Origin of the sequence: Pseudomonas sp. F01002 (genome assembly GCF_004402115.1) — a bacterium.
Lineage (GTDB): Bacteria > Pseudomonadota > Gammaproteobacteria > Pseudomonadales > Pseudomonadaceae > Aquipseudomonas > Aquipseudomonas frigoris.
Window position 1 is genome coordinate 184,875 of sequence record NZ_SOPU01000032.1, and the last position, 21,956, is coordinate 206,830.

Annotated in this window: 22 protein-coding genes; 14 read left to right on the forward strand and 8 right to left on the reverse strand. The window is 60.1% G+C overall.

Annotated features, from left to right (window positions below; all coding sequences use genetic code 11):
• Window positions 1-97 precede the first annotated feature (97 nt).
• From E3W21_RS26270 to E3W21_RS26285, 4 genes are all read left to right on the forward strand, one after another.
• Window positions 98-895 (forward strand): hydroxymethylpyrimidine/phosphomethylpyrimidine kinase, encoded by a 798-nt coding sequence (locus E3W21_RS26270; RefSeq protein WP_033054181.1) that lies wholly within the window; start codon window positions 98-100, stop codon window positions 893-895.
• Between the two features lie 32 nt (window positions 896-927).
• Window positions 928-1,551: a thiamine phosphate synthase gene (thiE, locus tag E3W21_RS26275; protein ID WP_056744592.1), complete on the forward strand. Its 624-nt coding sequence runs from the start codon at window positions 928-930 to the stop codon at window positions 1,549-1,551.
• A 32-nt stretch (window positions 1,552-1,583) separates the two neighbouring features.
• A complete protein-coding gene (gene hemL / locus E3W21_RS26280; protein ID WP_134422446.1) occupies window positions 1,584-2,867 on the forward strand; it encodes a glutamate-1-semialdehyde 2,1-aminomutase in 1,284 nt (427 codons plus the stop codon).
• Window positions 2,868-3,091: 224 nt separating this feature from the next.
• A complete protein-coding gene (locus tag E3W21_RS26285) occupies window positions 3,092-3,646 on the forward strand; it encodes a tetratricopeptide repeat protein (protein WP_111451157.1) in 555 nt (184 codons plus the stop codon).
• 101 nt (window positions 3,647-3,747) lie between these two features.
• On the opposite strand, the gene E3W21_RS26290 is transcribed toward E3W21_RS26285, so the two are convergent.
• Window positions 3,748-4,077: a DUF1820 family protein gene (locus E3W21_RS26290; protein ID WP_007894425.1), complete on the reverse strand. Its 330-nt coding sequence runs from the start codon at window positions 4,075-4,077 to the stop codon at window positions 3,748-3,750.
• Window positions 4,078-4,211: 134 nt separating this feature from the next.
• On the opposite strand from E3W21_RS26290, the gene miaB reads away from it, so the two are divergent.
• The 5 genes from miaB to lnt all read left to right on the forward strand — a co-directional run bounded on the left by miaB (window position 4,212) and on the right by lnt (window position 9,646).
• On the forward strand, window positions 4,212-5,540 hold the full coding sequence (gene miaB / locus E3W21_RS26295) for a tRNA (N6-isopentenyl adenosine(37)-C2)-methylthiotransferase MiaB (protein WP_166793872.1): 1,329 nt from the start codon (window positions 4,212-4,214) through the stop codon (window positions 5,538-5,540).
• A 231-nt stretch (window positions 5,541-5,771) separates the two neighbouring features.
• Complete coding sequence (locus tag E3W21_RS26305) at window positions 5,772-6,776, forward strand: PhoH family protein (RefSeq protein WP_134422450.1); 1,005 nt, start codon at window positions 5,772-5,774, stop codon at window positions 6,774-6,776.
• Window positions 6,769-7,263, forward strand: coding sequence for an rRNA maturation RNase YbeY (gene ybeY, locus E3W21_RS26310; RefSeq protein ID WP_134422452.1), 495 nt, complete (start codon window positions 6,769-6,771; stop codon window positions 7,261-7,263). Before E3W21_RS26305 ends, ybeY begins: the two co-directional genes overlap by 8 nt.
• A gap of 5 nt (window positions 7,264-7,268) precedes the next feature.
• A complete protein-coding gene (locus E3W21_RS26315; RefSeq protein ID WP_008152854.1) occupies window positions 7,269-8,108 on the forward strand; it encodes an HlyC/CorC family transporter in 840 nt (279 codons plus the stop codon).
• A gap of 14 nt (window positions 8,109-8,122) precedes the next feature.
• Window positions 8,123-9,646, forward strand: coding sequence for an apolipoprotein N-acyltransferase (gene lnt, locus E3W21_RS26320; RefSeq protein WP_134422454.1), 1,524 nt, complete (start codon window positions 8,123-8,125; stop codon window positions 9,644-9,646).
• Window positions 9,647-9,770: 124 nt separating this feature from the next.
• Here the strand turns inward: lnt and E3W21_RS26325 are convergent, their stop codons facing one another.
• Window positions 9,771-10,532, reverse strand: coding sequence for a YdcF family protein (locus E3W21_RS26325; protein ID WP_134422456.1), 762 nt, complete (start codon window positions 10,530-10,532; stop codon window positions 9,771-9,773).
• A 108-nt stretch (window positions 10,533-10,640) separates the two neighbouring features.
• On the reverse strand, window positions 10,641-10,961 hold the full coding sequence (locus E3W21_RS26330; RefSeq protein WP_129440912.1) for a hypothetical protein: 321 nt from the start codon (window positions 10,959-10,961) through the stop codon (window positions 10,641-10,643).
• A gap of 279 nt (window positions 10,962-11,240) precedes the next feature.
• On the opposite strand from E3W21_RS26330, the gene leuS reads away from it, so the two are divergent.
• The 5 genes from leuS to E3W21_RS26355 all read left to right on the forward strand — a co-directional run bounded on the left by leuS (window position 11,241) and on the right by E3W21_RS26355 (window position 17,352).
• Window positions 11,241-13,847, forward strand: a complete 2,607-nt coding sequence (gene leuS / locus E3W21_RS26335) for a leucine--tRNA ligase (RefSeq protein ID WP_134422458.1) — start codon at window positions 11,241-11,243, stop codon at window positions 13,845-13,847.
• A gap of 88 nt (window positions 13,848-13,935) precedes the next feature.
• Complete coding sequence (gene lptE / locus E3W21_RS26340; RefSeq protein ID WP_134422460.1) at window positions 13,936-14,541, forward strand: LPS assembly lipoprotein LptE; 606 nt, start codon at window positions 13,936-13,938, stop codon at window positions 14,539-14,541.
• Window positions 14,542-14,580: 39 nt separating this feature from the next.
• Window positions 14,581-15,618, forward strand: a complete 1,038-nt coding sequence (gene holA, locus E3W21_RS26345; protein ID WP_008152842.1) for a DNA polymerase III subunit delta — start codon at window positions 14,581-14,583, stop codon at window positions 15,616-15,618.
• Window positions 15,619-15,802: 184 nt separating this feature from the next.
• Window positions 15,803-15,967 (forward strand): alternative ribosome rescue factor ArfA, encoded by a 165-nt coding sequence (gene arfA, locus E3W21_RS26350; RefSeq protein WP_056744572.1) that lies wholly within the window; start codon window positions 15,803-15,805, stop codon window positions 15,965-15,967.
• A 62-nt stretch (window positions 15,968-16,029) separates the two neighbouring features.
• Window positions 16,030-17,352, forward strand: a complete 1,323-nt coding sequence (locus E3W21_RS26355) for a lytic murein transglycosylase (protein ID WP_134422462.1) — start codon at window positions 16,030-16,032, stop codon at window positions 17,350-17,352.
• Between the two features lie 113 nt (window positions 17,353-17,465).
• Here the strand turns inward: E3W21_RS26355 and E3W21_RS26360 are convergent, their stop codons facing one another.
• The 5 genes from E3W21_RS26360 to E3W21_RS26380 form a co-directional block, all read right to left on the reverse strand.
• On the reverse strand, window positions 17,466-18,416 hold the full coding sequence (locus E3W21_RS26360; RefSeq protein ID WP_134422464.1) for an LD-carboxypeptidase: 951 nt from the start codon (window positions 18,414-18,416) through the stop codon (window positions 17,466-17,468).
• A gap of 173 nt (window positions 18,417-18,589) precedes the next feature.
• Complete coding sequence (gene lipA, locus E3W21_RS26365) at window positions 18,590-19,612, reverse strand: lipoyl synthase (protein ID WP_008152832.1); 1,023 nt, start codon at window positions 19,610-19,612, stop codon at window positions 18,590-18,592.
• Between the two features lies 1 nt (window position 19,613).
• Window positions 19,614-20,261: a lipoyl(octanoyl) transferase LipB gene (gene lipB / locus E3W21_RS26370; protein ID WP_008152829.1), complete on the reverse strand. Its 648-nt coding sequence runs from the start codon at window positions 20,259-20,261 to the stop codon at window positions 19,614-19,616.
• On the reverse strand, window positions 20,261-20,536 hold the full coding sequence (locus tag E3W21_RS26375; protein WP_129440902.1) for a DUF493 domain-containing protein: 276 nt from the start codon (window positions 20,534-20,536) through the stop codon (window positions 20,261-20,263). Before E3W21_RS26375 ends, lipB begins: the two co-directional genes overlap by 1 nt.
• 80 nt (window positions 20,537-20,616) lie before the next feature.
• Window positions 20,617-21,774 (reverse strand): D-alanyl-D-alanine carboxypeptidase family protein, encoded by a 1,158-nt coding sequence (locus E3W21_RS26380; RefSeq protein ID WP_134422466.1) that lies wholly within the window; start codon window positions 21,772-21,774, stop codon window positions 20,617-20,619.
• Window positions 21,775-21,956: the final 182 nt, after the last annotated feature.

Genomic DNA, 21,956 nt, shown 5'->3' on the forward strand with positions numbered 1-21,956 from the left:
CCGGTTTGACGACTGCTGCGCAGCCGAACGCAGCCTTCGGCAGCTGCTACATGGACCGTCATGACTCGTCGGTCGACTGGTGGTAAGCTCGCGCACCATGAATATCTACAGCTCTCGCCCCGTTGTCCTCTGTCTCTCCGGCCACGACCCAAGTGGTGGCGCCGGCTTGCAGGCAGATATCGAAGCCCTGCTCGCTCAGGGTTGTCATGCGGCCCCGGCCGTCACCGCCCTGACCGTGCAAGACACGGTCAACGTCACGGACTTCCGCGTCCTCGACCGTGAGTGGGTGTTGGCTCAGGCCAATGCCGTGCTCAACGATTCCGAAGTCGCTGCCGTCAAACTGGGCATGCTCGGTTCCCTGGAAATGGTCGACACCGTAGTCGAACTGCTCTCGGCGCACCCGCATTTGCCGGTGGTCTGCGACCCGGTGCTGCGCGCCGGTGGCGGCGGACGCCTGGGCAAGGACGAAGTCGGCTACGCCATGCGCGAGCGCCTGCTGCCTCTGTCGATCATCGCCACCCCAAACCTTCCCGAAGCCCGCATCCTCGCCGAACTGCCCGAAGGCACCGCGGACGAGTGCGCTGAAAAACTCCTGCCATTCGTCAAACACCTGCTGATCACTGGCGGCCATGGCGATGAACACGAAATCCACAATCGCCTGTATAGCCGCGACGGTCACCGCGAAACCTTCACCTGCCAGCGCTTGCCCGGCAGTTATCACGGCTCCGGTTGCACGCTGGCCAGTGCCCTGGCCGGTCGTCTGGCCCTCGGCGAAAATCTCGCCAGTGCCGTGCAGACCGCGCTTAACTACACGTGGCGCACCCTGCGTGATGCGGAGCAGTTGGGCAAAGGCCAGTTCGTGCCGCGCCGCCTGCCGCTGGATTTCTGTTCGTAACTGTCCATGCGTAAAGCAAAAAGGATTGCCCGATGAAGCTACGTGGCCTGTACGCCATTACCGATAGCCAACTGCTGGCAGGTAAATTTCTTTCGTACGTGGAGGCGGCGCTGGAAGGCGGCGTCACCCTGCTGCAATACCGCGACAAGAGCAGCGACGAGGCCCGCCGTCTGCGCGAGGCCGAAGCCTTGCGCGATCTGTGTGAACGCTACAAGACCCAGCTGATCATCAACGACGATGCCGAACTCGCTGCACGCCTGAACGTCGGCGTGCACCTGGGCCAGACCGATGGCCCGCTGATGCCGGTTCGGGCACTGCTCGGTCGCCAGGCGATCATCGGCTCGACCTGCCACGCGCAACTCGAACTCGCCGAGCAAGCGGCCAAGGAAGGCGCCAGTTACGTCGCCTTCGGTCGTTTCTTCAATTCCAACACCAAACCCGGTGCACCGACTTGCAGCCTCGAATTGCTCGACCAGGCCCGCAGCAAACTGCACCTGCCGATCTGCGCGATTGGCGGCATCACCCTGGAAAACGCCGCGCCACTGGTGGCCCACGGGGTCGATCTGCTGGCGGTGGTCCATGGTCTGTTTGGCGCCGAGAGCACGGCTGAAGTGACACGCCGCGCCCGCGCATTCAACGCCCTGCTTTCTATTTAAGTAGCTTAAAAATCTGATTTGAGAGCCCGATCATGTCTCGTTCCGAAACGTTGTTTGCCAATGCCCAGAAACACATTCCCGGTGGCGTGAACTCGCCTGTTCGCGCATTCAAAAGCGTTGGTGGCACGCCATTGTTCTTCAAACACGCGGAAGGCGCCTACGTCACTGACGAAGACAACAAGCGTTACGTGGATTACGTCGGTTCCTGGGGGCCGATGATTCTCGGCCACAGCCACCCGGACGTGCTGGACGCCGTGCGCAAACAGCTTGAGCACGGATTGTCCTACGGCGCGCCGACCGAGATGGAAACCCAGATGGCGGATCTGGTCTGCTCGATCGTGCCGTCGATGGAAATGGTGCGCATGGTCAGCTCCGGCACCGAAGCAACCATGAGTGCTATCCGTCTGGCCCGTGGTTTCACCGGCCGCGACAGCATCATCAAGTTCGAAGGCTGCTACCACGGTCACTCCGACAGCCTGCTGGTCAAGGCCGGCTCCGGCGCCCTGACCCAAGGCGTGCCGAGCTCGGCCGGTGTGCCGGCGGCCTTCGCCAAACACACCCTGACCCTGCCGTTCAACGACATCGACGCCGTAGAAACCATGCTCGCTGAAGTCGGCCAGGACGTGGCGTGCATCATCGTCGAGCCAGTGGCCGGCAACATGAACTGCGTACCGCCTGCGCCAGGTTTCCTCGAAGGCCTGCGCACCCTGTGCGACAAGCATGGCGTGGTGCTGATTTTCGACGAAGTGATGACTGGTTTCCGTGTCGCCCTTGGCGGCGCACAAGCCCACTACGGCGTGACACCTGACCTGACCACCTTCGGCAAAATCATCGGTGGCGGCATGCCGGTTGGCTGCTTCGGCGGCAAGCGCGAAATCATGTCGCACATCGCGCCACTGGGCCCGGTCTATCAGGCGGGCACCTTGTCGGGTAACCCGCTGGCCATGGCTGCGGGCCTGACGACCCTGCGCCTGATCAGCCGCCCGGGTTTCCACGCAGAGTTGACTGACTACACCAGCCGCCTGCTCGATGGGCTGCAACAACGCGCCGATGCCGCGGGCATTCCGTTCGTTACTACACAGGCCGGCGGCATGTTCGGTCTGTACTTCAGCGGCGCCGACGACATCGTGACCTTCGATGACGTGATGGCCAGCGACGCCGCCCTGTTCGGGCGCTTCTTCCACCTGATGCTCGAAGGCGGCGTGTACCTGGCGCCGAGCGCCTTCGAAGCCGGCTTCACCTCGATCGCTCACGGCGAAACCGAGCTGAAACTGACGCTGGATGCCGCCGAGCGCGCATTTGCTGCATTGAAATAACGCTGTGCCGCTGACGTTGGCGGTTGCCAGCGTCAGCTTTCACCTGCATTTCCGCCCTTATTCCTACGCTTCTGCTCAAAATCCCCAGCAAAGTGGGCGATATATTCCCCGCGCAGCAGAAAAACGAGTAAAGACTTTGTAAGGTTGCCCCTGCTTATTTCATAATGCGCGCTTATTGGATCCCTCGATGGATCCGCGCGCCCTTCAGAGGTAAGTCGATTCCCATGAACCGCACCGGCCGCGCCCTTGCATTGGGCTGCCTGTTGCTCCTTCAGCCCCTGCTCGCGCTCGCACAAGCAGGCGGCAACTCGTTGTTAATCCCAGCGATGGGTCGTTGCACCCTCAATACTCAGCCGCAAGACCTGGCACAGGCTCTCGCCGCCTGCCAGAAAGCGTCGGATGAAGGGGATGCCCAAGCGCAATACGAGTTGGGTGAGTTCTACTACGACGGCAAAAATACGCCGCGCGACCTCAAAAAAGCCCTGAGCTACTTCGAAAAGGCCTCGTTGCAAGGCCATGCTCAGGCGCAATTCAAACTGGGCACCATGTTCTTCCACGGTGAAGGCGTACCGGCCAATAACGTCCAGGCTTATATCGTGCTGAAAATGGCGGCGGTCAATGGCGCTGAAGAAGCATTGGACACCGCCGACGAAGTCGCCGAGAAAATGCCCCGCGAAGAACTTGAGGTGGCTACTCAGGTACTGGGGCAAATCTTCCGCAAGTACCTGATGGAATTGCAGAGCGCCGATGGGCGTACGCCGTTTTCGCCACTGCCTTGAATTCTGCTTCGATCTTTCTGACCCCTTCGCGAGCAAGCCCGCTCCCACATTTGATCTGCGTCGTACACAAATCAAATGTGGGAGCAACTCGGTCTTGAGGCTTACTTCTCAGGCATCGGCATCGGAAACGGCATGACATTGCCGACCGCGCCGCGGGCTTCGCTGATTTTCGGTGTGCCGAGGCGCTCGACTTCGTCGATCCGCACGATCGAATGCATCGGCACAAAGCTGCGCACAACGCCTTCGAACTGAGCCTTGAGCTTCTCTTCGCTCGGATCGACGACCACTTGCGTGCGCTCGCCAAAGACGAACTCTTCCACTTCCAGGAAGCCCCACAGATCACTTTGATAGATCTGTTTGGCATACATTTCGTACACCTGGCCCTGATTGAGGAAAATCACCTTGTAGATTGGAGCTTCACGTTTGGTCATGGTGGGCGAGCAACACATCGGGGATAAAAATGAGGGCGCGAACTATAGCATAGCCGCCGGACGCACAGCGGTAGGAACCTTGGGACATGTTCCCTATAATGCGCGGTTCTTTGAATCACGTGATGACTCTGTCCATGGCCAAGAAGCTTTACATCGAAACCCACGGTTGCCAGATGAACGAGTACGACAGCTCGCGCATGGTCGATCTGCTGGGCGAACATCAGGCCCTGGAAGTCACCACTCGCGCTGAAGATGCTGACGTGATCCTGCTCAACACCTGCTCGATCCGCGAACGCGCCCAGGACCGGGTGTATTCCCAACTCGGCCGCTGGCGCGAACTGAAACTGGCAAACCCGGACATGGTCATCGCCGTTGGCGGTTGCGTGGCCAGCCAGGAAGGCGCGGCTATCCGCGATCGCGCACCGTACGTGGACGTAGTCTTCGGTCCGCAGACCCTGCACCGCCTGCCGGAAATGATCGACGCCGCCCGCGCTACCAAGCTGCCGCAAGTCGACGTCTCGTTTCCGGAAATCGAAAAGTTCGACCACTTGCCCGAACCGCGCATCGATGGCCCAAGCGCCTACGTGTCGGTCATGGAAGGCTGCAGCAAGTACTGCACGTTCTGCGTGGTGCCTTACACCCGCGGCGAAGAAGTCAGCCGACCTTTCGATGACGTGATCGCCGAGATCATGCACCTGGCCGAAAACGGCGTGCGTGAAGTGACCCTGCTGGGGCAGAACGTCAACGGTTACCGTGGGACCACTCACGATGGACGCCTGGCGGATCTCGCCGAGTTGATCCGGGTGGTGGCCGCCGTCGATGGCATCGACCGCATCCGCTACACCACCTCACACCCGCTGGAGTTCTCCGACAGCCTGATCCAGGCTCACGCCGACGTGCCGGAACTGGTCAAACACCTGCACTTGCCGGTGCAGTCGGGTTCGGACCGAATCCTGGCGGCGATGAAGCGCAACCACACCGCGCTGGAATACAAATCCAAACTGCGCAAACTGCGGGCCGCTGTGCCGGGGATTTGCATCAGTTCGGACTTCATCGTCGGCTTCCCGGGTGAGACCGAGAAAGACTTCGAACAGACCATGAAGCTGATCGAAGACGTCGGCTTCGACTTCTCCTACTCGTTCGTCTATAGCCAGCGCCCGGGTACTCCTGCTGCCGATCTGGCCGACGAAACGCCGGAAGAGCTGAAAAAAGAACGCCTGAACGCCCTTCAACATCGCCTGAACCAGCAAGGCTTCGAGATCAGCCGACAAATGGTCGGTTCGATCCAGCGGATCCTGGTGACCGATTATTCGAAAAAAGACCCCGGCGAACTGCAAGGCCGGACCGAGAATAACCGCATCGTCAATTTCCGCTGCGACAATCCGACGTTGATTGGTCAGTTCGCCGATGTGCACATTGATGCCGCTCAGCCGCACTCGCTGCGGGGCTCGCTGATCCAATAATCACCACAAATCAATGTGGGAGCGGGCTTGCTCGCGAAAGCGGAGTGTCAGCCACATCAATGTCGACTGACACGCCCTCTTCGCGAGCAAGTCGAATCGTCGCACCGCCGCTCCCACAGGGACCGCGCCAGACGCTCGAATCAGATTGGTCTGCATAAGACCTTTCGCACCCAGGCCACTGGCGTTATCCTTGATTTCATCTTAATTGCCCCAGGGCGGCTAAATACGACCTTGAACGCACCCATAGAACCACATCGTTTTATCCTCGAGCCTTTTGAAGCTCGCCGCTTCGCCAATCTGTGCGGGCAATTCGACGAGCATCTGCGCTTGATCGAACAGCGCCTGACCATCGAGATCCGCAACCGCGGAAACCAGTTCGAACTGATCGGCGAACCCAAGCACACCACCTCCGCGGAAAACCTCCTGCGCCGCCTGTACCGGGAAACCAAGGGTACCGAGCTGTCGCCGGACATGGTTCACCTGTTCCTGCAGGAATCGGCCGTCGAAGAGCTGGACAACGTCTCCCCCTCCGAACCTTCCGTCGCCCTGCGCACCAAAAAAGGCATGATTCGCCCTCGCGGCTTGAATCAGTTGCGCTATGTGAAGGAAATCCTCGGTAACGACATCAACTTCGGCATCGGCCCGGCCGGTACCGGCAAGACCTATCTGGCCGTTGCCTGCGCGGTAGACGCGCTGGAACGCGAGCAGATTCGCCGCATTCTGCTGGTGCGCCCAGCGGTTGAAGCGGGCGAAAAGCTCGGCTTCCTGCCCGGCGACCTGTCGCAGAAGATCGACCCGTACCTGCGCCCGCTCTACGACGCGCTCTACGAAATGCTCGGCTTCGAGCACGTCGCCAAGTTGATCGAACGTCAGGTGATAGAAGTTGCGCCGCTGGCCTATATGCGCGGTCGCACCTTGAACAACAGTTTCATCATCCTCGACGAAAGCCAGAACACCACCGTCGAGCAGATGAAGATGTTCCTGACCCGGATCGGCTTCGGCTCTACCGCAGTCATCACCGGTGACATCACCCAGGTCGACCTGCCGAAAGGCACCAAGTCCGGGCTGCACCATGTGATCGAAGTGCTCAAGGACGTACCGGGCATCAGCTTCACCCATTTCATGCCCAAAGACGTTGTACGCCATCCACTGGTGCAACGCATCGTCGAAGCCTACGAGCGCTTCGAGAATCGCGTGACCGATGAAGCCCCAAAGGACAGCCGCCGCGATGCTTGAGCTTGATCTGCAACTGGCTACCGAAGCGCCTGCCCCAAGCGAAGCCGAGTTCCGCCAATGGTGCGAACTGGCGCTGCGCCAGCGCACAGCCGACTCCGAAATGACCATCCGTTTGGTCGATGAAGAGGAAGCTCGCGAGCTGAACCACACCTGGCGGCAAAAGGATTACGCCACTAACGTCTTGTCGTTTCCTGCCGATGTGCCCGACGAGTTTCTCGACATCCCGCTGCTGGGCGATCTGGTGATCTGCGTGGCGGTGGTCGAGCGCGAAGCCGCCGAACAAGGCAAGGCACTCAAGGCCCATTGGGCTCATCTGGTCATTCACGGCTGCTTGCATCTGTTGGGTTACGACCACATAGATGACGATGAAGCCGAAGAAATGGAAGCACTGGAACGAACGTTGCTTGCAGAGTTGGGCTATCCCGACCCGTATGCGGACGACGAAACAGACGCATCCCCTATCGTTACAACAAAGGATTCAGAGTAATCGCTATGAGCGAAGATCGATCGAGCAACGGGCAAAAGTCATGGCTGGGTAAGCTCACCCAGGCTTTTGCCCACGAGCCGAAGAACCGCCAGGAGCTGCTGGAGCTGCTGCGCGATGCACACCAAAACAAGTTGCTGGACAGCGAAGCGCTGGCCATCGTCGAAGGCGCCATCCAGGTTGCTGACCTGCAAGTACGGGACATCATGGTCCCGCGCTCGCAGATGATCAGCATCAAGGCGACCCAGACACCCCGCGAGTTCCTGCCTGCCGTGGTCGACTCGGCCCACTCCCGCTACCCGGTGATCGGCGAAAGCCACGATGACGTGATGGGCGTGTTGCTGGCCAAGGACTTGCTGCCGTTGATCCTCAAGGAGAACGGCGACAGCTTCAACATCAAGGACCTGCTGCGCCCGGCCACTTTCGTGCCTGAGTCCAAGCGCCTGAATGTGCTGCTGCGCGAGTTTCGCGCCAACCACAACCACATGGCCATCGTCATTGACGAATACGGCGGTGTGGCGGGCCTGGTGACCATCGAAGACGTGCTGGAACAGATCGTCGGCGACATCGAAGACGAGCATGACGTCGAAGAAGACAGCTACATCAAGCCGCTGCCCAGCGGTGATTTCCTGATCAAGGCCCTGACGCCGATCGAGAACTTCAACGAGTTCTTCGACAGCCAATTCTCCGATGACGAATTCGACACTGTCGGCGGTCTGGTGATGAGCGCGTTCGGGCACCTGCCAAAACGCAACGAAATCACTGAAATCGGCCCTTATCGCTTCCGCATCCTGAACGCCGACAGCCGTCGGATTCACCTGCTGCGCCTGACACCTATCGCCCGGTAACTCTAAGGATTGAAATGCATCGTCTGACCCGCCCCGGCTGGCCCGGTAACCTGCTGGCCGTGGTGGCCGGTGCAATCACCACCCTGGCGTTGGCGCCGTACGATATCTGGCCATTGGCACTGCTGGCGGTCGGTTTCTTCTATGCCGGCTTACGCGAGCTGAACCCCCGTCAGGCCCTGGGCCGTGGCTGGTGTTTCGGTTTCGGCCTTTTTGGCGCTGGCACCAGTTGGATCTACTACAGCATTCACCACTTCGGTGGCGCGTCGGTGCTGCTGGCCGCTTTCCTGATGCTGATCTTCACGGCGGCGATTGCCTGGTTCTTCGCCCTGCCCGCCTGGATCTGGGCACGCTGGCTGCGCCGTAACGAAGCGCCGCTGGCTGATGCCCTGGCGTTTGCGGCGCTGTGGGTCGGCCAGGAAGCCTTTCGCGGCTGGTTCCTGACCGGTTTCCCCTGGCTTTATTCCGGCTACAGCCAGCTCGACGGCCCGTTGGCCGGGCTCGCGCCACTCGGCGGGATGTGGCTGATCTCCTTCACCCTGGCCCTGACGGCCGCGCTGATCTACAACGCTTTGCGCCTGGTGCGCACTGGCCGCAAAGGTTTCATCGCCGCGGGTGTGTTGCTGCTGGTCGGCCCTTGGGTGGCCGGCATGGCGCTCAAGGAACACGCCTGGACAACCCCGGCGGGTGATCCGCTGAGTGTCGCGGCGATTCAGGGCAATATCGAACAGAGCATGAAGTGGGACCCGGCGCAGCTCAACGCGCAGTTGGCGCTGTACCGCGACATGAGCTTCAGCTCGAAACCGGTCGACTTGCTGATCTGGCCGGAAACGGCCATTCCGGTGCTCAAGGAGTCCGCCGAGGGCTACCTGAACATGATGGGAAGCTTCGCAGCAGAGCGTAAGTCCGCGCTGATTACCGGCGTACCGATTCGCGAGGAAGTCCATCACCAGAAGCGTTTCTACAACGGCATCACCGTCGCAGGTGAAGGCGATGGCACTTACCTCAAACAGAAGCTGGTGCCGTTTGGCGAATATGTTCCGTTACAAGACGTGCTTCGCGGACTGATCGCCTTCTTTGACCTGCCGATGTCGGACTTTGCCCGCGGCCCCGCCGATCAGCCGATGCTGCAGGCCAAGGGTTATCAAATTGCGCCGTTTATCTGCTACGAAGTGGTTTACCCGGAATTCGCCGCCAGCCTTGCGGCGCGTAGCGATCTGCTGCTGACCATCAGCAATGACACTTGGTTCGGCACGTCCATCGGCCCGCTGCAACACTTGCAAATGGCGCAGATGCGCGCACTGGAGGCCGGTCGCTGGATGATCCGCGCCACCAACAACGGCGTGACCGGTTTGATCAACCCGTTCGGCCAGATCACTGTCCAGATCCCGCAGTTCGAGCGCGGCATTTTGTACGGTGAAGTGGTGCCCATGCACAACCTGACGCCTTATCTGGAATGGCGTTCGTGGCCGCTGATCATTGTTTGCGTGTTGCTGTCTGGTTGGGCGCTGGTGGCTAGCCGGATGGCCAAGACCGTTTAGGTATTGCGGCGCCAGTAAAAAGATCGCAGCCTCGTTTCACTCGACAGCTCCTACACAGCTCCTACAGAGTACGCAATCCCCTGTAGGAGCTGTCGAGTGAAACGAGGCTGCGATCTTTTGATATTCAGCGGTAAAACAACGAATACCCGATCTGCCCCACCGCCTCATTCAACAACTGCCCGCTCTGCCAGATCGACTTGAATTCCGGCATCCAGCCACCCAGTGGCCGGGCGTTGTCCACGCCTAAAAACCCCACTGGTGCTGGCACCACTTCAAATCCTGCCTTTTTGAAACTCCAGACCGCTCGTGGCATGTGCCAGGCCTGAGTCACGACGACCACGCGCTTGATCCCTTCCGGCAACAACACTTGCGCGCTGAACTGCGCGTTCTCCCAGGTCGTGCGACTGCGCCCTTCTTGCCAGCGCACTGCCATGCCGAAATCATCGTGCAGCGAGTCCGCCATCAACTTCGCTTCGGTTGGCGGGGTGCCGTAATGCAGGCCTCCGCTGGTCAGAATCGGCAAACCGGAGGCCTTGGCCAGCCGCGCCGCATAGCGCTCGCGTTCCAGGCCCACGCCCGTTGGCTGGTCAGCGCCCCATGCCAGATCGCCCCGCTCACGCCCCGAACCGAGCACCACGATCGCGTCGGCGCGCTGACTCAGCGTTGCCCAATCGTCGCGGGCCAACGGCGCTTCACGCTCCAGCGCCTTGGCGCCCCACTGCACCACCACCGGCAAGCTCATCAGCCAGAAGCCGCCCACGCCCAGCGCAAAGCACAACCCTGCAAGGCGCGGTCTTGAGCGACGCAACCACCAGGCAAGCACCAACAGCAGCAAAAGAATGCCGGGCGGCAACAGGAGTTGTTTAACGAAATATCGAAAAGGCATCGAGCATCTCCAAAAAGATGCCCGAAGCCTAAGTGGGTTGACGCAATGCGACAACAAATACGGAAGGACTATGCTTCACAAATACATCAGACATTACTTCCAGTGTCCTTACTTGAATTGCAAAGACCGGACCTTTACCGCGTCCCTGCCGGGAACCTTGTCCTTGAGCCAGATGATCTTGGCCGAACGTGGTGCGTCGAGTTGCTTCACTGCTTCTGACAAGCATCCATGTGTCTCACGTTCACTGCGATCGAGATACGCCTGGACCAGTGCAAACTCTGCGGGGCTCAAGCCACGCAATTCCAGTTCCAGCGGACGCTCATCGCGTAACCGGCCAGCGGTTTTTGCCGCGTCCAGGGCCATTCCCAGACGATCGATCAGTCTTTCGTACAGCTCCGGTTTTGTAACTTTTTGCCGTGACTCAACCATCCCTCACCTCATTGAAGATAAGACTCACTCCCCATTTAGAGCTTAGCTTCCATGAACAAACCGGCTGAATGCTGCGACCAACGGCCCTCGCAGCGGTTTTTGGGCGACCCGCAGCAGTAATCAGGGTTTCCCTCGGTAGAGTGCGGTCATGTATGCTACGGCGCTTCCTGTAACTCCACTTCCAGCTCGTCCGGGCACCGAAACGCCGATTTGGCGTGATGACCGTCCAGCGTTGCATTGAAGAGGATTAGGCCACCCCTATTCAGTTCAAAAGTAGCCATGCACGAACAATATCAGCCCCGTGAAATCGAAGCCGCCGCCCAGTCGTTCTGGGACGAGCAAAAGTCCTTTGAAGTCAGTGAACAGCCAGGCAAGGAGACTTTCTACTGCCTGTCGATGTTCCCTTACCCCAGCGGCAAGCTACACATGGGGCACGTGCGCAACTACACCATCGGCGACGTGATCTCCCGCTACCAGCGCATGCAAGGCAAGAACGTCCTGCAACCCATGGGTTGGGATGCCTTCGGCATGCCGGCGGAAAACGCCGCGATGAAGAACAACGTAGCGCCCGCCAAGTGGACCTACGAAAACATCGCCTACATGAAAACCCAGCTGCGCAGCCTGGGCCTGGCGGTGGACTGGTCCCGCGAAGTCACCACCTGCAAGCCTGATTACTACCGCTGGGAACAATGGCTGTTCACTCGCCTGTTCGAAAAAGGCGTGATCTACAAAAAAAGCGGCACCGTGAACTGGGACCCGGTCGATCAGACCGTTCTGGCCAACGAACAGGTGATCGACGGTCGCGGCTGGCGTTCCGGCGCGCTGATCGAAAAGCGCGAAATCCCGATGTACTACTTCAAGATCACCGCCTACGCGGATGAGCTGCTGGAGAGCCTCGACGAACTGACGGGCTGGCCCGAACAGGTCAAGACCATGCAGCGCAACTGGATCGGTAAATCCCGCGGCATGGAAGTGCAGTTCCCGTACAACGTCGACTCCATCGGCGAAACCGGCGCACTGAAAGTCTTCACCACCCGTCCGGACACCTTGATGGGCGCAACCTACGTTGCCGTGGCCGCCGAACACCATCTGGCCACCCTGGCCGCGCAGAACAACCCTGAGCTGCAAGCGTTCATCGCTGAATGCAAGGGCGGCAGCGTCGCCGAAGCCGACGTCGCCACTCAAGAGAAAAAAGGCCTGCGCACTTCGCTGTTCGTCGAGCACCCGCTGACCGGTGAGAAACTCCCGGTGTGGGTCGCCAACTATGTGCTGATGCACTACGGCGATGGCGCGGTCATGGCAGTACCAGCTCATGACGAACGTGATTTCGAGTTCGCCACCAAGTACAACCTGCCGATCAAGTCCGTGGTGCGCACCAGCTCCGGTGACACCAACCCGGCTCCGTGGCAGGACGCTTATGGCGAGTACGGCACGCTGATCAACTCCGGTGAGTTCGACGGCCTGGACTTCGTTGGTGCGTTCGACGCTATTGAAGTCGCGCTGATCAAGAAGAACCTCGGCGCCTCGCGTACCCAGTTCCGCCTGCGCGACTGGGGCATCAGCCGCCAGCGCTACTGGGGCTGCCCGATCCCGATCATCCACTGCAACACCTGCGGTGATGTGCCGGTCCCGGAAGATCAGTTGCCAGTCTTGCTGCCGGAAGACGTCGTACCGGACGGCGCTGGTTCGCCATTGGCGCGCATGCCTGAGTTCTACGAGTGCAGCTGCCCGAAATGCGGCGCACCGGCCAAGCGTGAAACCGACACCATGGACACCTTCGTCGAGTCCTCGTGGTACTACGCCCGTTACGCCTCGCCGCACTATGAAGGCGGTCTGGTGGAAAAAGCGGCGGCTGACCATTGGTTGCCGGTTGATCAGTACATCGGCGGTATCGAACACGCCATTCTTCACCTGCTCTACGCGCGCTTCTTCCACAAGCTGATGCGCGATGAAGGCCTGGTGAGCTCCAATGAGCCGTTCAAGAACCTGCTGACCCAAGGCATGGTGATCGCCGAGACTTACTATCGTCGCGAAGCCAACGGTGCCTATACGTGGTTCAACCCGGCGGACGTCGAACTCGAACGCGACAGCAAAGCCAAAGTAATTAGCGCCAAGCTGATCGCAGACGGCCTGCCGGTGGAAATCGGTGGCACCGAGAAGATGGCCAAGTCGAAGAACAACGGCGTTGACCCACAGTCGATGATTGACCAGTTCGGCGCAGACACCTGCCGCCTGTTCATGATGTTCGCCTCGCCACCCGACATGAGCGCGGAATGGTCCGACTCCGGAGTAGAAGGTTCGCACCGCTTCCTCAAGCGTGTCTGGCGCCTGGCTCAAGCCCACGTCACTCAGGGCCTGCCGGGCAAACTGGACGTCGCCGGCCTGAATGACGATCAGAAAGCCATTCGCCGTTCGATCCACCAGGCCATCAAGCAGGCCAGCCACGACGTCGGCCAGAACCACAAATTCAACACCGCCATCGCCCAGGTGATGACGCTGATGAACGTGCTGGAAAAAGCCCCGCAAGGCACCGAACAGGATCGCGCGCTGGTTCACGAAGGTCTGGAAACCGTGGTCCTGCTGCTGGCGCCAATCACTCCGCACATCAGCCATGAGCTGTGGCATCGCCTGGGTCACGCCGATCCGGTGATCGACGCCGCTTGGCCGGTGCTGGACGAAAGCGCGTTGGTGCAGGACAGCTTGCAACTGGTCATCCAGGTCAACGGCAAGCTGCGCGGCCACATCGAAATGCCCGCCAGCGCCAGCCGCGAAGAAGTCGAAGCCGCCGCACGGGCCAACGAGAACGTGCTGCGCTTTGTCGACGGTCTGACCATTCGTAAAGTGATCGTAGTGCCCGGGAAACTGGTCAATATCGTCGCCAGCTAATTGGATCAGGCGCCAGGTCATACCTGGCGCCGAGTAAAACCTTTCGGGCCGCAAGATCGGCCCACATGGTTTCAAGGGGAGCAACAAGATGATCAAACGCAATTTGCTGGTGATGGGCCTTGCGGTCCTGTTGAGCGCCTGCGGTTTCCAGCTGCGCGGCACCGGCACCACTGAACTGGCGATCAAGGAACTCGACCTGAGCGCCCGCAACGCCTACGGCGAAACCGTGACTCAACTGCGCCAGGTACTCGAAAGCAGCGGCGTCAAGGTTTACACCGGCGCCCCCTACAAACTGGTGCTGACCGATGAGCAGGAAAGCCAGCGCATTCTCAGCTACGCAGGTGCCGGTCGCACTGGCGAGTACCAGGTCACTACGGTGCTGAACTACGATATCCGTGGTGGGCGCAACCTTTCGCTGCTGAGCGACAAGCTCGAAGTGCAGAAGGTCTTCATGCACGACGGCAACAACCTGGCGGGTTCCGACCAGGAAGCGAGTGATGCGCGCAAAGACACGCGTCGTGAGTTGGTTCAACAGATGATGCTGCGCCTGCAACAGCTCACGCCGACCCAGCTGGATCAGCTGCAACAGACCGCCGAAGCCAGAGCCAAGGCTGAAGCCGATGCACTGGAAGCGGCGCAGAAGGCTGAAGCGCAAACCCCGCGCCAGTCGCCAATCGAACTGCCGCAGCAGTAAGACTTACGGGGCGCTCAGGCGCCCCGTTCGCCCTCGCCTATGAAACTCGCCCCCGCCCAACTCGCCAAACACCTGCAAGGTGCCCTCGCGCCGGTCTACATCATCAGTGGCGATGACCCACTGCTGTGTCAGGAAGCCGCCGATGCCATTCGTGCCGCCGCCCGCCAACAGGGATTCGACGAGCGCCAGGTCTTCGCCGCCGACGCCAGTTTCGACTGGGGAACGTTGCTGCAAGCCGGCGCGAGCATGTCGCTGTTTGCCGAAAAGCGCCTGCTGGAACTGCGTCTGCCGTCCGGCAAACCTGGTGACAAAGGCGCTGCCGCGTTTATCGAGTACTGCTCACGGCCCGCCGAAGACACGGTGTTGCTGATCAGCCTGCCGAAACTTGATGGCAGTGCGCAGAAAACCAAGTGGGGCAAGGCGCTGGTCGAAGGCCAGCAGACCCAGTTCGTGCAAATCTGGCCGATAGAGGCCAACCAGTTGCCGAGCTGGATCCGTCAACGATTGTCCCAGGCCGGGCTTTCCGCCAGTCAGGACGCCGTCGAGCTGATCGCCGCACGGGTCGAGGGCAACCTGCTGGCGGCAGCCCAGGAAATCGAAAAGCTCAAGCTGATGGCCGAAGGTGGTCAGATCACCGTCGAAACCGTGCAAGCGGCGGTGGCCGACAGTGCGCGCTTCGATGTCTTTGGCCTGACCGATGCGATTCTCAACGGCGAAGCGGCTCATGCCCTGCGCATGCTCGAAGGCCTGCGCGGTGAAGGCGTCGAACCACCGGTGATTCTCTGGGCGCTGGCCCGGGAGCTGCGTCTGTTGGCCAACCTGTCGCTGCAGTACAGCCAGGGCGTGCCGCTGGACAAAGCCTTCAGCTCTGCCCGACCGCCGGTCTGGGACAAACGCAAACCATTGATGAGCAAAGCCTTGCAACGCTACTCGGCGCAACGCTGGGCGCAGCTATTACTGGAAGCTCAGCGCATCGACGCACAGATCAAAGGCCAGGCGGCCGGTTCACCGTGGATGAGCCTCAGTCGATTGTCGTTGTTGATGGCCGGCCAAAGATTGTCGTTGCCTGCAGAATAAGATCAAAAGATCGCAGCCTTCGGCAGCTCCTACAGATGTACGCAATCCCATGTAGGAGCTGCCGCAGGCTGCGATCTTTTGATTTTTCTTCCTACAAATCACACCTGCATTTGCCCTATAGACAGAACCCTTGGTTCGGCCGATGATTTGCCCCGCAAAACCCACTCACTTGCGAGAAATCATCATGAGCAAAAAGCCATCGAAACATGGCCCCAACAAGGCCAAATCCATCATCGCCCAGCCACTGTTCCGCAGCCGTCAGGAACCAGCCGGCAAGGGCAAAGGCAGCTACCGCCGCGAAGCCTTCCAGTCTAATAGCTGGGAGGCTTCTTACTTTCTGGCGGCCTGAAAGGCAAGCGCTCGCTCAACATGTTAAGGTCTGCACCTGATTCGTACTCCCTGGACCCGTGCATGCCCCTTTGTATTTCCCGTCGCTGGCCCCTGCGCCAACTGATAGCTGCCTCCAGCCTCGTTTTGCTAGTCGCCTGCGCGGAAAAACCGACCGCAGCCGACGCCAAGCCGCTTCAGACCCTCCCCGTCGCGACAGCCCCTGCGGTCATTCCGCCCGTGGTGCCGACCGGTGAAAACCTCGACATCCAGCCAACCCAGACCTTCGCCGAATGGCAGGCGGGTTTCCGCAAGGACGCTCTGGCCGCCGGTATCCGCGCCGATCTGTTCGACCGCGCCTTCGCCAATGTCAGCCTCGACACCAGCGTGATCCGCGCCGACCGCAGCCAGCCAGAATTCTCCCGCCCGGTGTGGGAATACCTCGACGGTGCGCTTTCGCCGCTGCGGGTACGCAATGGTCAGGCACTGGCCGACCAGTACGCCGACATCCTGCAAAGCATCGAACAGCGCTACGGCGTCGATCGTCAGGCACTGGTCTCGGTGTGGGGCATGGAAAGTAACTTCGGGCAGTTTCAGGGCAACAAGTCGGTGATTAATTCCCTGGCGACCCTGGCCTATGAAGGTCGGCGCCCCGGGTTTGCCCACGCGCAACTGATCGCCGCCCTGCAGATCCTGCAACAGGGTGATATCGAGCCGGAGAAAATGCTTGGCTCCTGGGCTGGTGCCATGGGCCAGACCCAGTTCATCCCGACCACCTACAACACCCACGCCGTAGACTTCGATGGCGACGGCCGCCGCGACATCTGGGGCAGCCCGGCCGACGCGCTGGCCTCGACGGCGCATTACCTGCAAAGCTCGGGCTGGCAGAAAGGCCAGCCGTGGGGCTTTGAAGTACAGCTGCCGGGCAGTTTCAACTACATCCTGGCCGATGGCACGATTCGCAAGAGCGTCGCTGAATGGCTGCAACTGGGCGTCACCCTGCCCAATGGCGGCCAGGTTCCGGCAGGCTCCGAACACCTGTCAGCCGCCCTGCTGCTGCCGGCCGGTTACCGTGGCCCGGCGTTCCTGGTCCTCGACAACTTCCGCGCGATCCTCAAGTACAACAATTCGTCGTCCTACGCCTTGGCCGTTAGCCTGTTGTCCGAGCGTTTCAACGGTGCCGGTCTGATCAACGGCACATGGCCGAAAGATGATTTGCCGCTGAGCCGTACCGAGCGGATCGAACTGCAAAGCCTGCTGAGCGCGCAGAACTATGACGCAGGCAACGCCGACGGCATTATCGGCGCCAATACCCGCAAAGCGATCCGCAGCGCCCAGCAGTCGTTTGGCTGGCCGGCGGATGGGTATCCGACGCACAAGTTGCTCGAAGGACTGCGTAACCGATAGTCAGCCGTATGGCGGATGCCGCCTTCGCGAGCAAACCCGCTCCCACATTGGCACCGCGTATCCCTTGTGGGAGCGGGCTTGCTCGCGAAGACTGACTAATAAGCAACCACTATCTAGCGCCTGACGACCACATCCTGCTCCAACACCAACGCCTTGTTCCCCGCATCTAACCTGACCAGCGCACCCATCGGCAACGTCAGGTTCGGATCGCAATGCCCGCTGCGCCACCCGGACAACACCGGTATCCGCAACGGCGCAAAGGTCTGCTTGAGCAAGCGCTCCAGAGAAACCGTATCAACCCCCGCCACATCCCCCACCAAAACCCCGCGCAGCTTGTGCAGCGTGCCGGCCAGACGCAGATGAGTCAGCAGCCGGTCGATCCGATACAACGGCTCGTTGATGTCCTCGATAAACAGGATGACGCCCTCGGCATCCAACTCATACGGCGTGCCCATGGTCGCTGCAATCAGCGACAAATTGCCCCCCAGCAAACGCCCGTGAGCGATACCAGGCTCGATTGTGGTCAACGGGTAGGCCACCGGGTGCGTTAACACGCTACCGGCCTTCACCTGTCCTCTGAGCATGTTGAAGAATGAAGACTCGGTAGGTTTTTGCTTGTCACCCAGCAGGTCGGCGTTGAGCATCGGGCCATGAAAGGTCACGAAGCCCGCATAACGGCTGATCGCCAAGTGCAGCGCGGTGATGTCGCTGTAGCCGATGAACGGCTTGGCATTGTTGCGCAGCAGTTCAAAGTCGATGCGATCGAGCAACCGCGGCGTACCGTAACCCCCACGCAAGCAAATGATGGCGTCGACCTCACTGTCGGCAAACGCCGCGTGCAGGTCATTGAGCCGAGCATCGTCGCTGCCGGCCAGATAATCATCTTTCTCGTACACGCCAGGGAAAATCCGCAGTGAATATCCGCGAGCGCTCATCCAGGCGATGGCTTTATCGGCGTCCAACGGTGCGGGACCAGCGGGCGCAATAACGCCGATCAGCCCTTGCGACGGTAAAGCCGGAACGGGTGCATGAGGACAAAGCGTGTGGGTCGGTCGAACGGTCATCCATGAATCTCCCTGCGTGAACACTTCAGCACACAGTAGTCAGGAACGGGGACAAACAGAAGAGGGTCAGTCGCCCCGCAGGTTGCAGGAAAAAGCGCTGATTGCCGTGGGCAAGGCAAAAAAACGCCCGCAAGGCGCAATGCCTTGCGGGCGTTTTCATGTCTTGCAGCCGATCAGGACGACATCAGCTCGGCCTTGACCAGTTTCGCCTGCTCGTCGGCGTGGTACGAGGAACGTACCAGAGGGCCGGAAGCGACGTTCTTGAAGCCCATCTTGTAACCTTCCTCGGCGAACCAGGCGAACACGTCCGGGTGCACGAAACGCTGGACCGGCAAGTGGCTGCGGGACGGTTGCAGGTACTGGCCCAGGGTCAGCATGTCGATGTCGTGTTCGCGCATGCGCTTCATGACTTCGATCACTTCTTCGTCAGTCTCGCCAAGACCCAGCATCAGGCCGGACTTGGTCGGAATGTGCGGCATCATCTGCTTGAAACGTTGCAGCAGGGTCAGCGACCACTGGTAATCCGAACCCGGACGCGCGGCCTTGTACAGGCGCGGCACGGTTTCCAGGTTGTGGTTGAACACATCCGGCGGCTCGGCAGCGGTGATTTCCAGTGCAACGTCCATACGACCGCGGTAGTCCGGAACCAGGGTTTCGAGCTGTACGTTCGGCGACAGCTTGCGGATCTCGCGGATGCAATCGGCAAAGTGCTGGGCACCACCGTCACGCAGGTCATCGCGGTCAACCGAGGTGATCACCACGTACTTGAGTTTCAGGTCGGCGATGGCGATGGCCAGGCTTTCCGGCTCGTTAGTGTCCAGTGGCTTCGGACGACCATGGCCAACGTCGCAGAACGGGCAGCGACGGGTGCAGATGTCGCCCATGATCATGAAGGTCGCGGTGCCGCCGGAGAAGCATTCGCCCAGGTTCGGGCAGGACGCCTCTTCGCACACACTGTGTAGCTTGTGTTTGCGCAGCAGGGCCTTGATGCGGTCGACTTCCGGGGAAACCGGGATACGCACGCGAATCCAGTCAGGTTTCTTCGGCAGTTCGGTGGTCGGAATGATCTTCACCGGGATACGTGCAACCTTCTCGGCGCCGCGCAGCTTGACGCCGGCTTCAACCTTGGCACGCGGGGCCGGACGCTCGGTGACATCCAGCGTCGGGATCATGGTTTGCACTGCATCAGTAGTCATATCAGTCGATTCCGCCCGTTAGGGTCGTCTGCTCAGCATAGTCGAGGTGTTTGACGAGCTGCGCGCGCAGCCGGGCACTTACCTCGGCAAATTCAATCGATCCTGCGTGATCGCTCAGCTGGGTCATCGCCAGCCCGGCGTAGCCGCAGGGATTAATCCGTCGAAACGGTTCCAGGTTCATGTCCACGTTCAGGGCCAGGCCATGAAAGGAGCAACCGTGGCGGATCCGCAGACCCAGAGAAGCGATTTTCGCCCCATTGACGTAGACACCCGGTGCATCCGGCTTGGCCACGGCGGTCACGCCGTAGCTGGCCAGCAACTCGATCAGGCATTGTTCCATGCGGCTGACCAGGTCACGCACGCCGAAACCCAGCTTGCGCACATCGAGCAACAGGTAGGCCACCAATTGGCCGGGACCGTGATAAGTCACCTGACCACCGCGATCAACCTTTACTACCGGAATATCCCCCGGGAGCAACAAGTGCTCAGCCTTGCCGGCCTGCCCTTGGGTGAACACCGGTGGATGCTCGACCAGCCAGATCTCGTCCGCGGCATCGCTGCCGCGCTCGTTGGTGAAGCGTTGCATGGCATGCCAGACCGGCTCGTAAGCCATCTGGCCGAGCTCGCGAAAGCCCAGCGTGCCAGACATCACAGCACCATGTGCACGAAACCGGTAGCCCGCAACTCGCTGTTGATGTCGTACAGCTGTTCTTGACCGGTGGCGATGATGTGCAGCTGGATGGTCGTGTACTTGCCGTTGGTACTCTGGCGCTCGGCCAGGGTCTTGTGGTCAACGGTCGCGTGTTTCTCAAGGATTGCGATGATCTTGTCCTTGAAACCCACGCCTGTGTCGCCGATCACCTTGATAGGGTAATCCGCGCAGGGGAATTCGATTTTTGGCGCCTTTACTTCGTTGTCTGTCATGGCGTAACGGCCTCGTAAGCCGTGGCAACGGACATGGCCCCGTTCCGGATTGGAACAGGGCCATGCAAGTCCACACTAATTCAGTTGAACAAGCCGTAGAAGAATAGACGGATGCTATCCCACATGCGGCGGAAGATACCACCCTCGTCGACCGCGTCCAGAGCGATCAGATCAGCGCTATGCACGACTTTGTCGTCCAGCTTCACTTCGACTTTACCGATTACGTCGCCCTTGGCGATTGGCGCAACCAGTTGCGGGTTCATGGTCATGCTGGCGGCGAGCTTTTTCAGCTGGCCTTTTGGCAGGGTCATGGTCAGGTCTTCAGCCAGGCCGGCCTTGACTTGATTGGTGATGCCTTTCCAGACAGGAGCCTGAGCCAGCTCGGCGCCTTTCTGATAGAACGTCTGGGTTTCGAAGAAGCGGAAACCGTAGGTCAACAGCTTCTGGGTTTCGGAGGCGCGAGCCACTTCGCTGCTGGTGCCGAACACCACGGCGATCAGGCGCATGCCATCACGTACAGCCGAAGACACCATGCAATAGCCGGCTTCGTCGGTGTGGCCGGTTTTCAGGCCGTCGACCGTTTTGTCGCGCCACAGCAGCAGGTTACGGTTTGGTTGCTTGATGCCGTTCCAGAAGAACTCTTTCTGCGAGTAGATCGCGTAGTGAGCTGGGTCTTCGTGGATGATCGCGCGAGCCAGCACCGCCATGTCGTGAGCCGACGAGTAGTGCTCAGGGTTCGGCAGACCGGTCGGGTTCATGAAGTGGCTGTTGGTCATGCCCAGATCGGCCACGGTTTTGTTCATCATGTCAGCGAAGGCGTCTTCGCTGCCGGCGATGTGCTCGGAGAGCGCAACACTGGCGTCGTTACCCGACTGAATGATGATGCCGTGCAGCAGGTCGCTGACAGTGACTTGCGAGCCGACCTTGATGAACATCCGCGAACCGCCGGTACGCCAGGCGTTTTCGCTGACGGTCACCGGATCGTTTTCGCCGATCTGGCCACGACGGATTTCCAGGGTCGCGATGTACGCGGTCATCAGCTTGGTCAGGCTGGCCGGCGGCAGACGCTGGTCACCGTTGTTCTCCACCAGCACGTTGCCGCTGCTGGCGTCCATGAGTACGTAGGCTTTGGCGGCCAGTTGCGGTGGCGACGGCATCATCTCGACCGCGAAAGCGGCAGGCGAGAGGAGCAGCGGGACTAGCAGGCACAGGCGTTTGGCAAAGGTGGTGATGTTCATCCGTCTCTCGAAATCGCTAATGGAAACTGCCCGAAGGCAAAACTAATCAGATGACCTTCTAACGGGTCATCGCGTGTTCAGTCGTTCACTCTGTAACCCTTGCCGGGCTTTTGTTCTTTAACGAGCCAACAACCCGGTTCGCCCCCCAAACCGCAAGCGAACCGTCAATCAAGTACTACGTA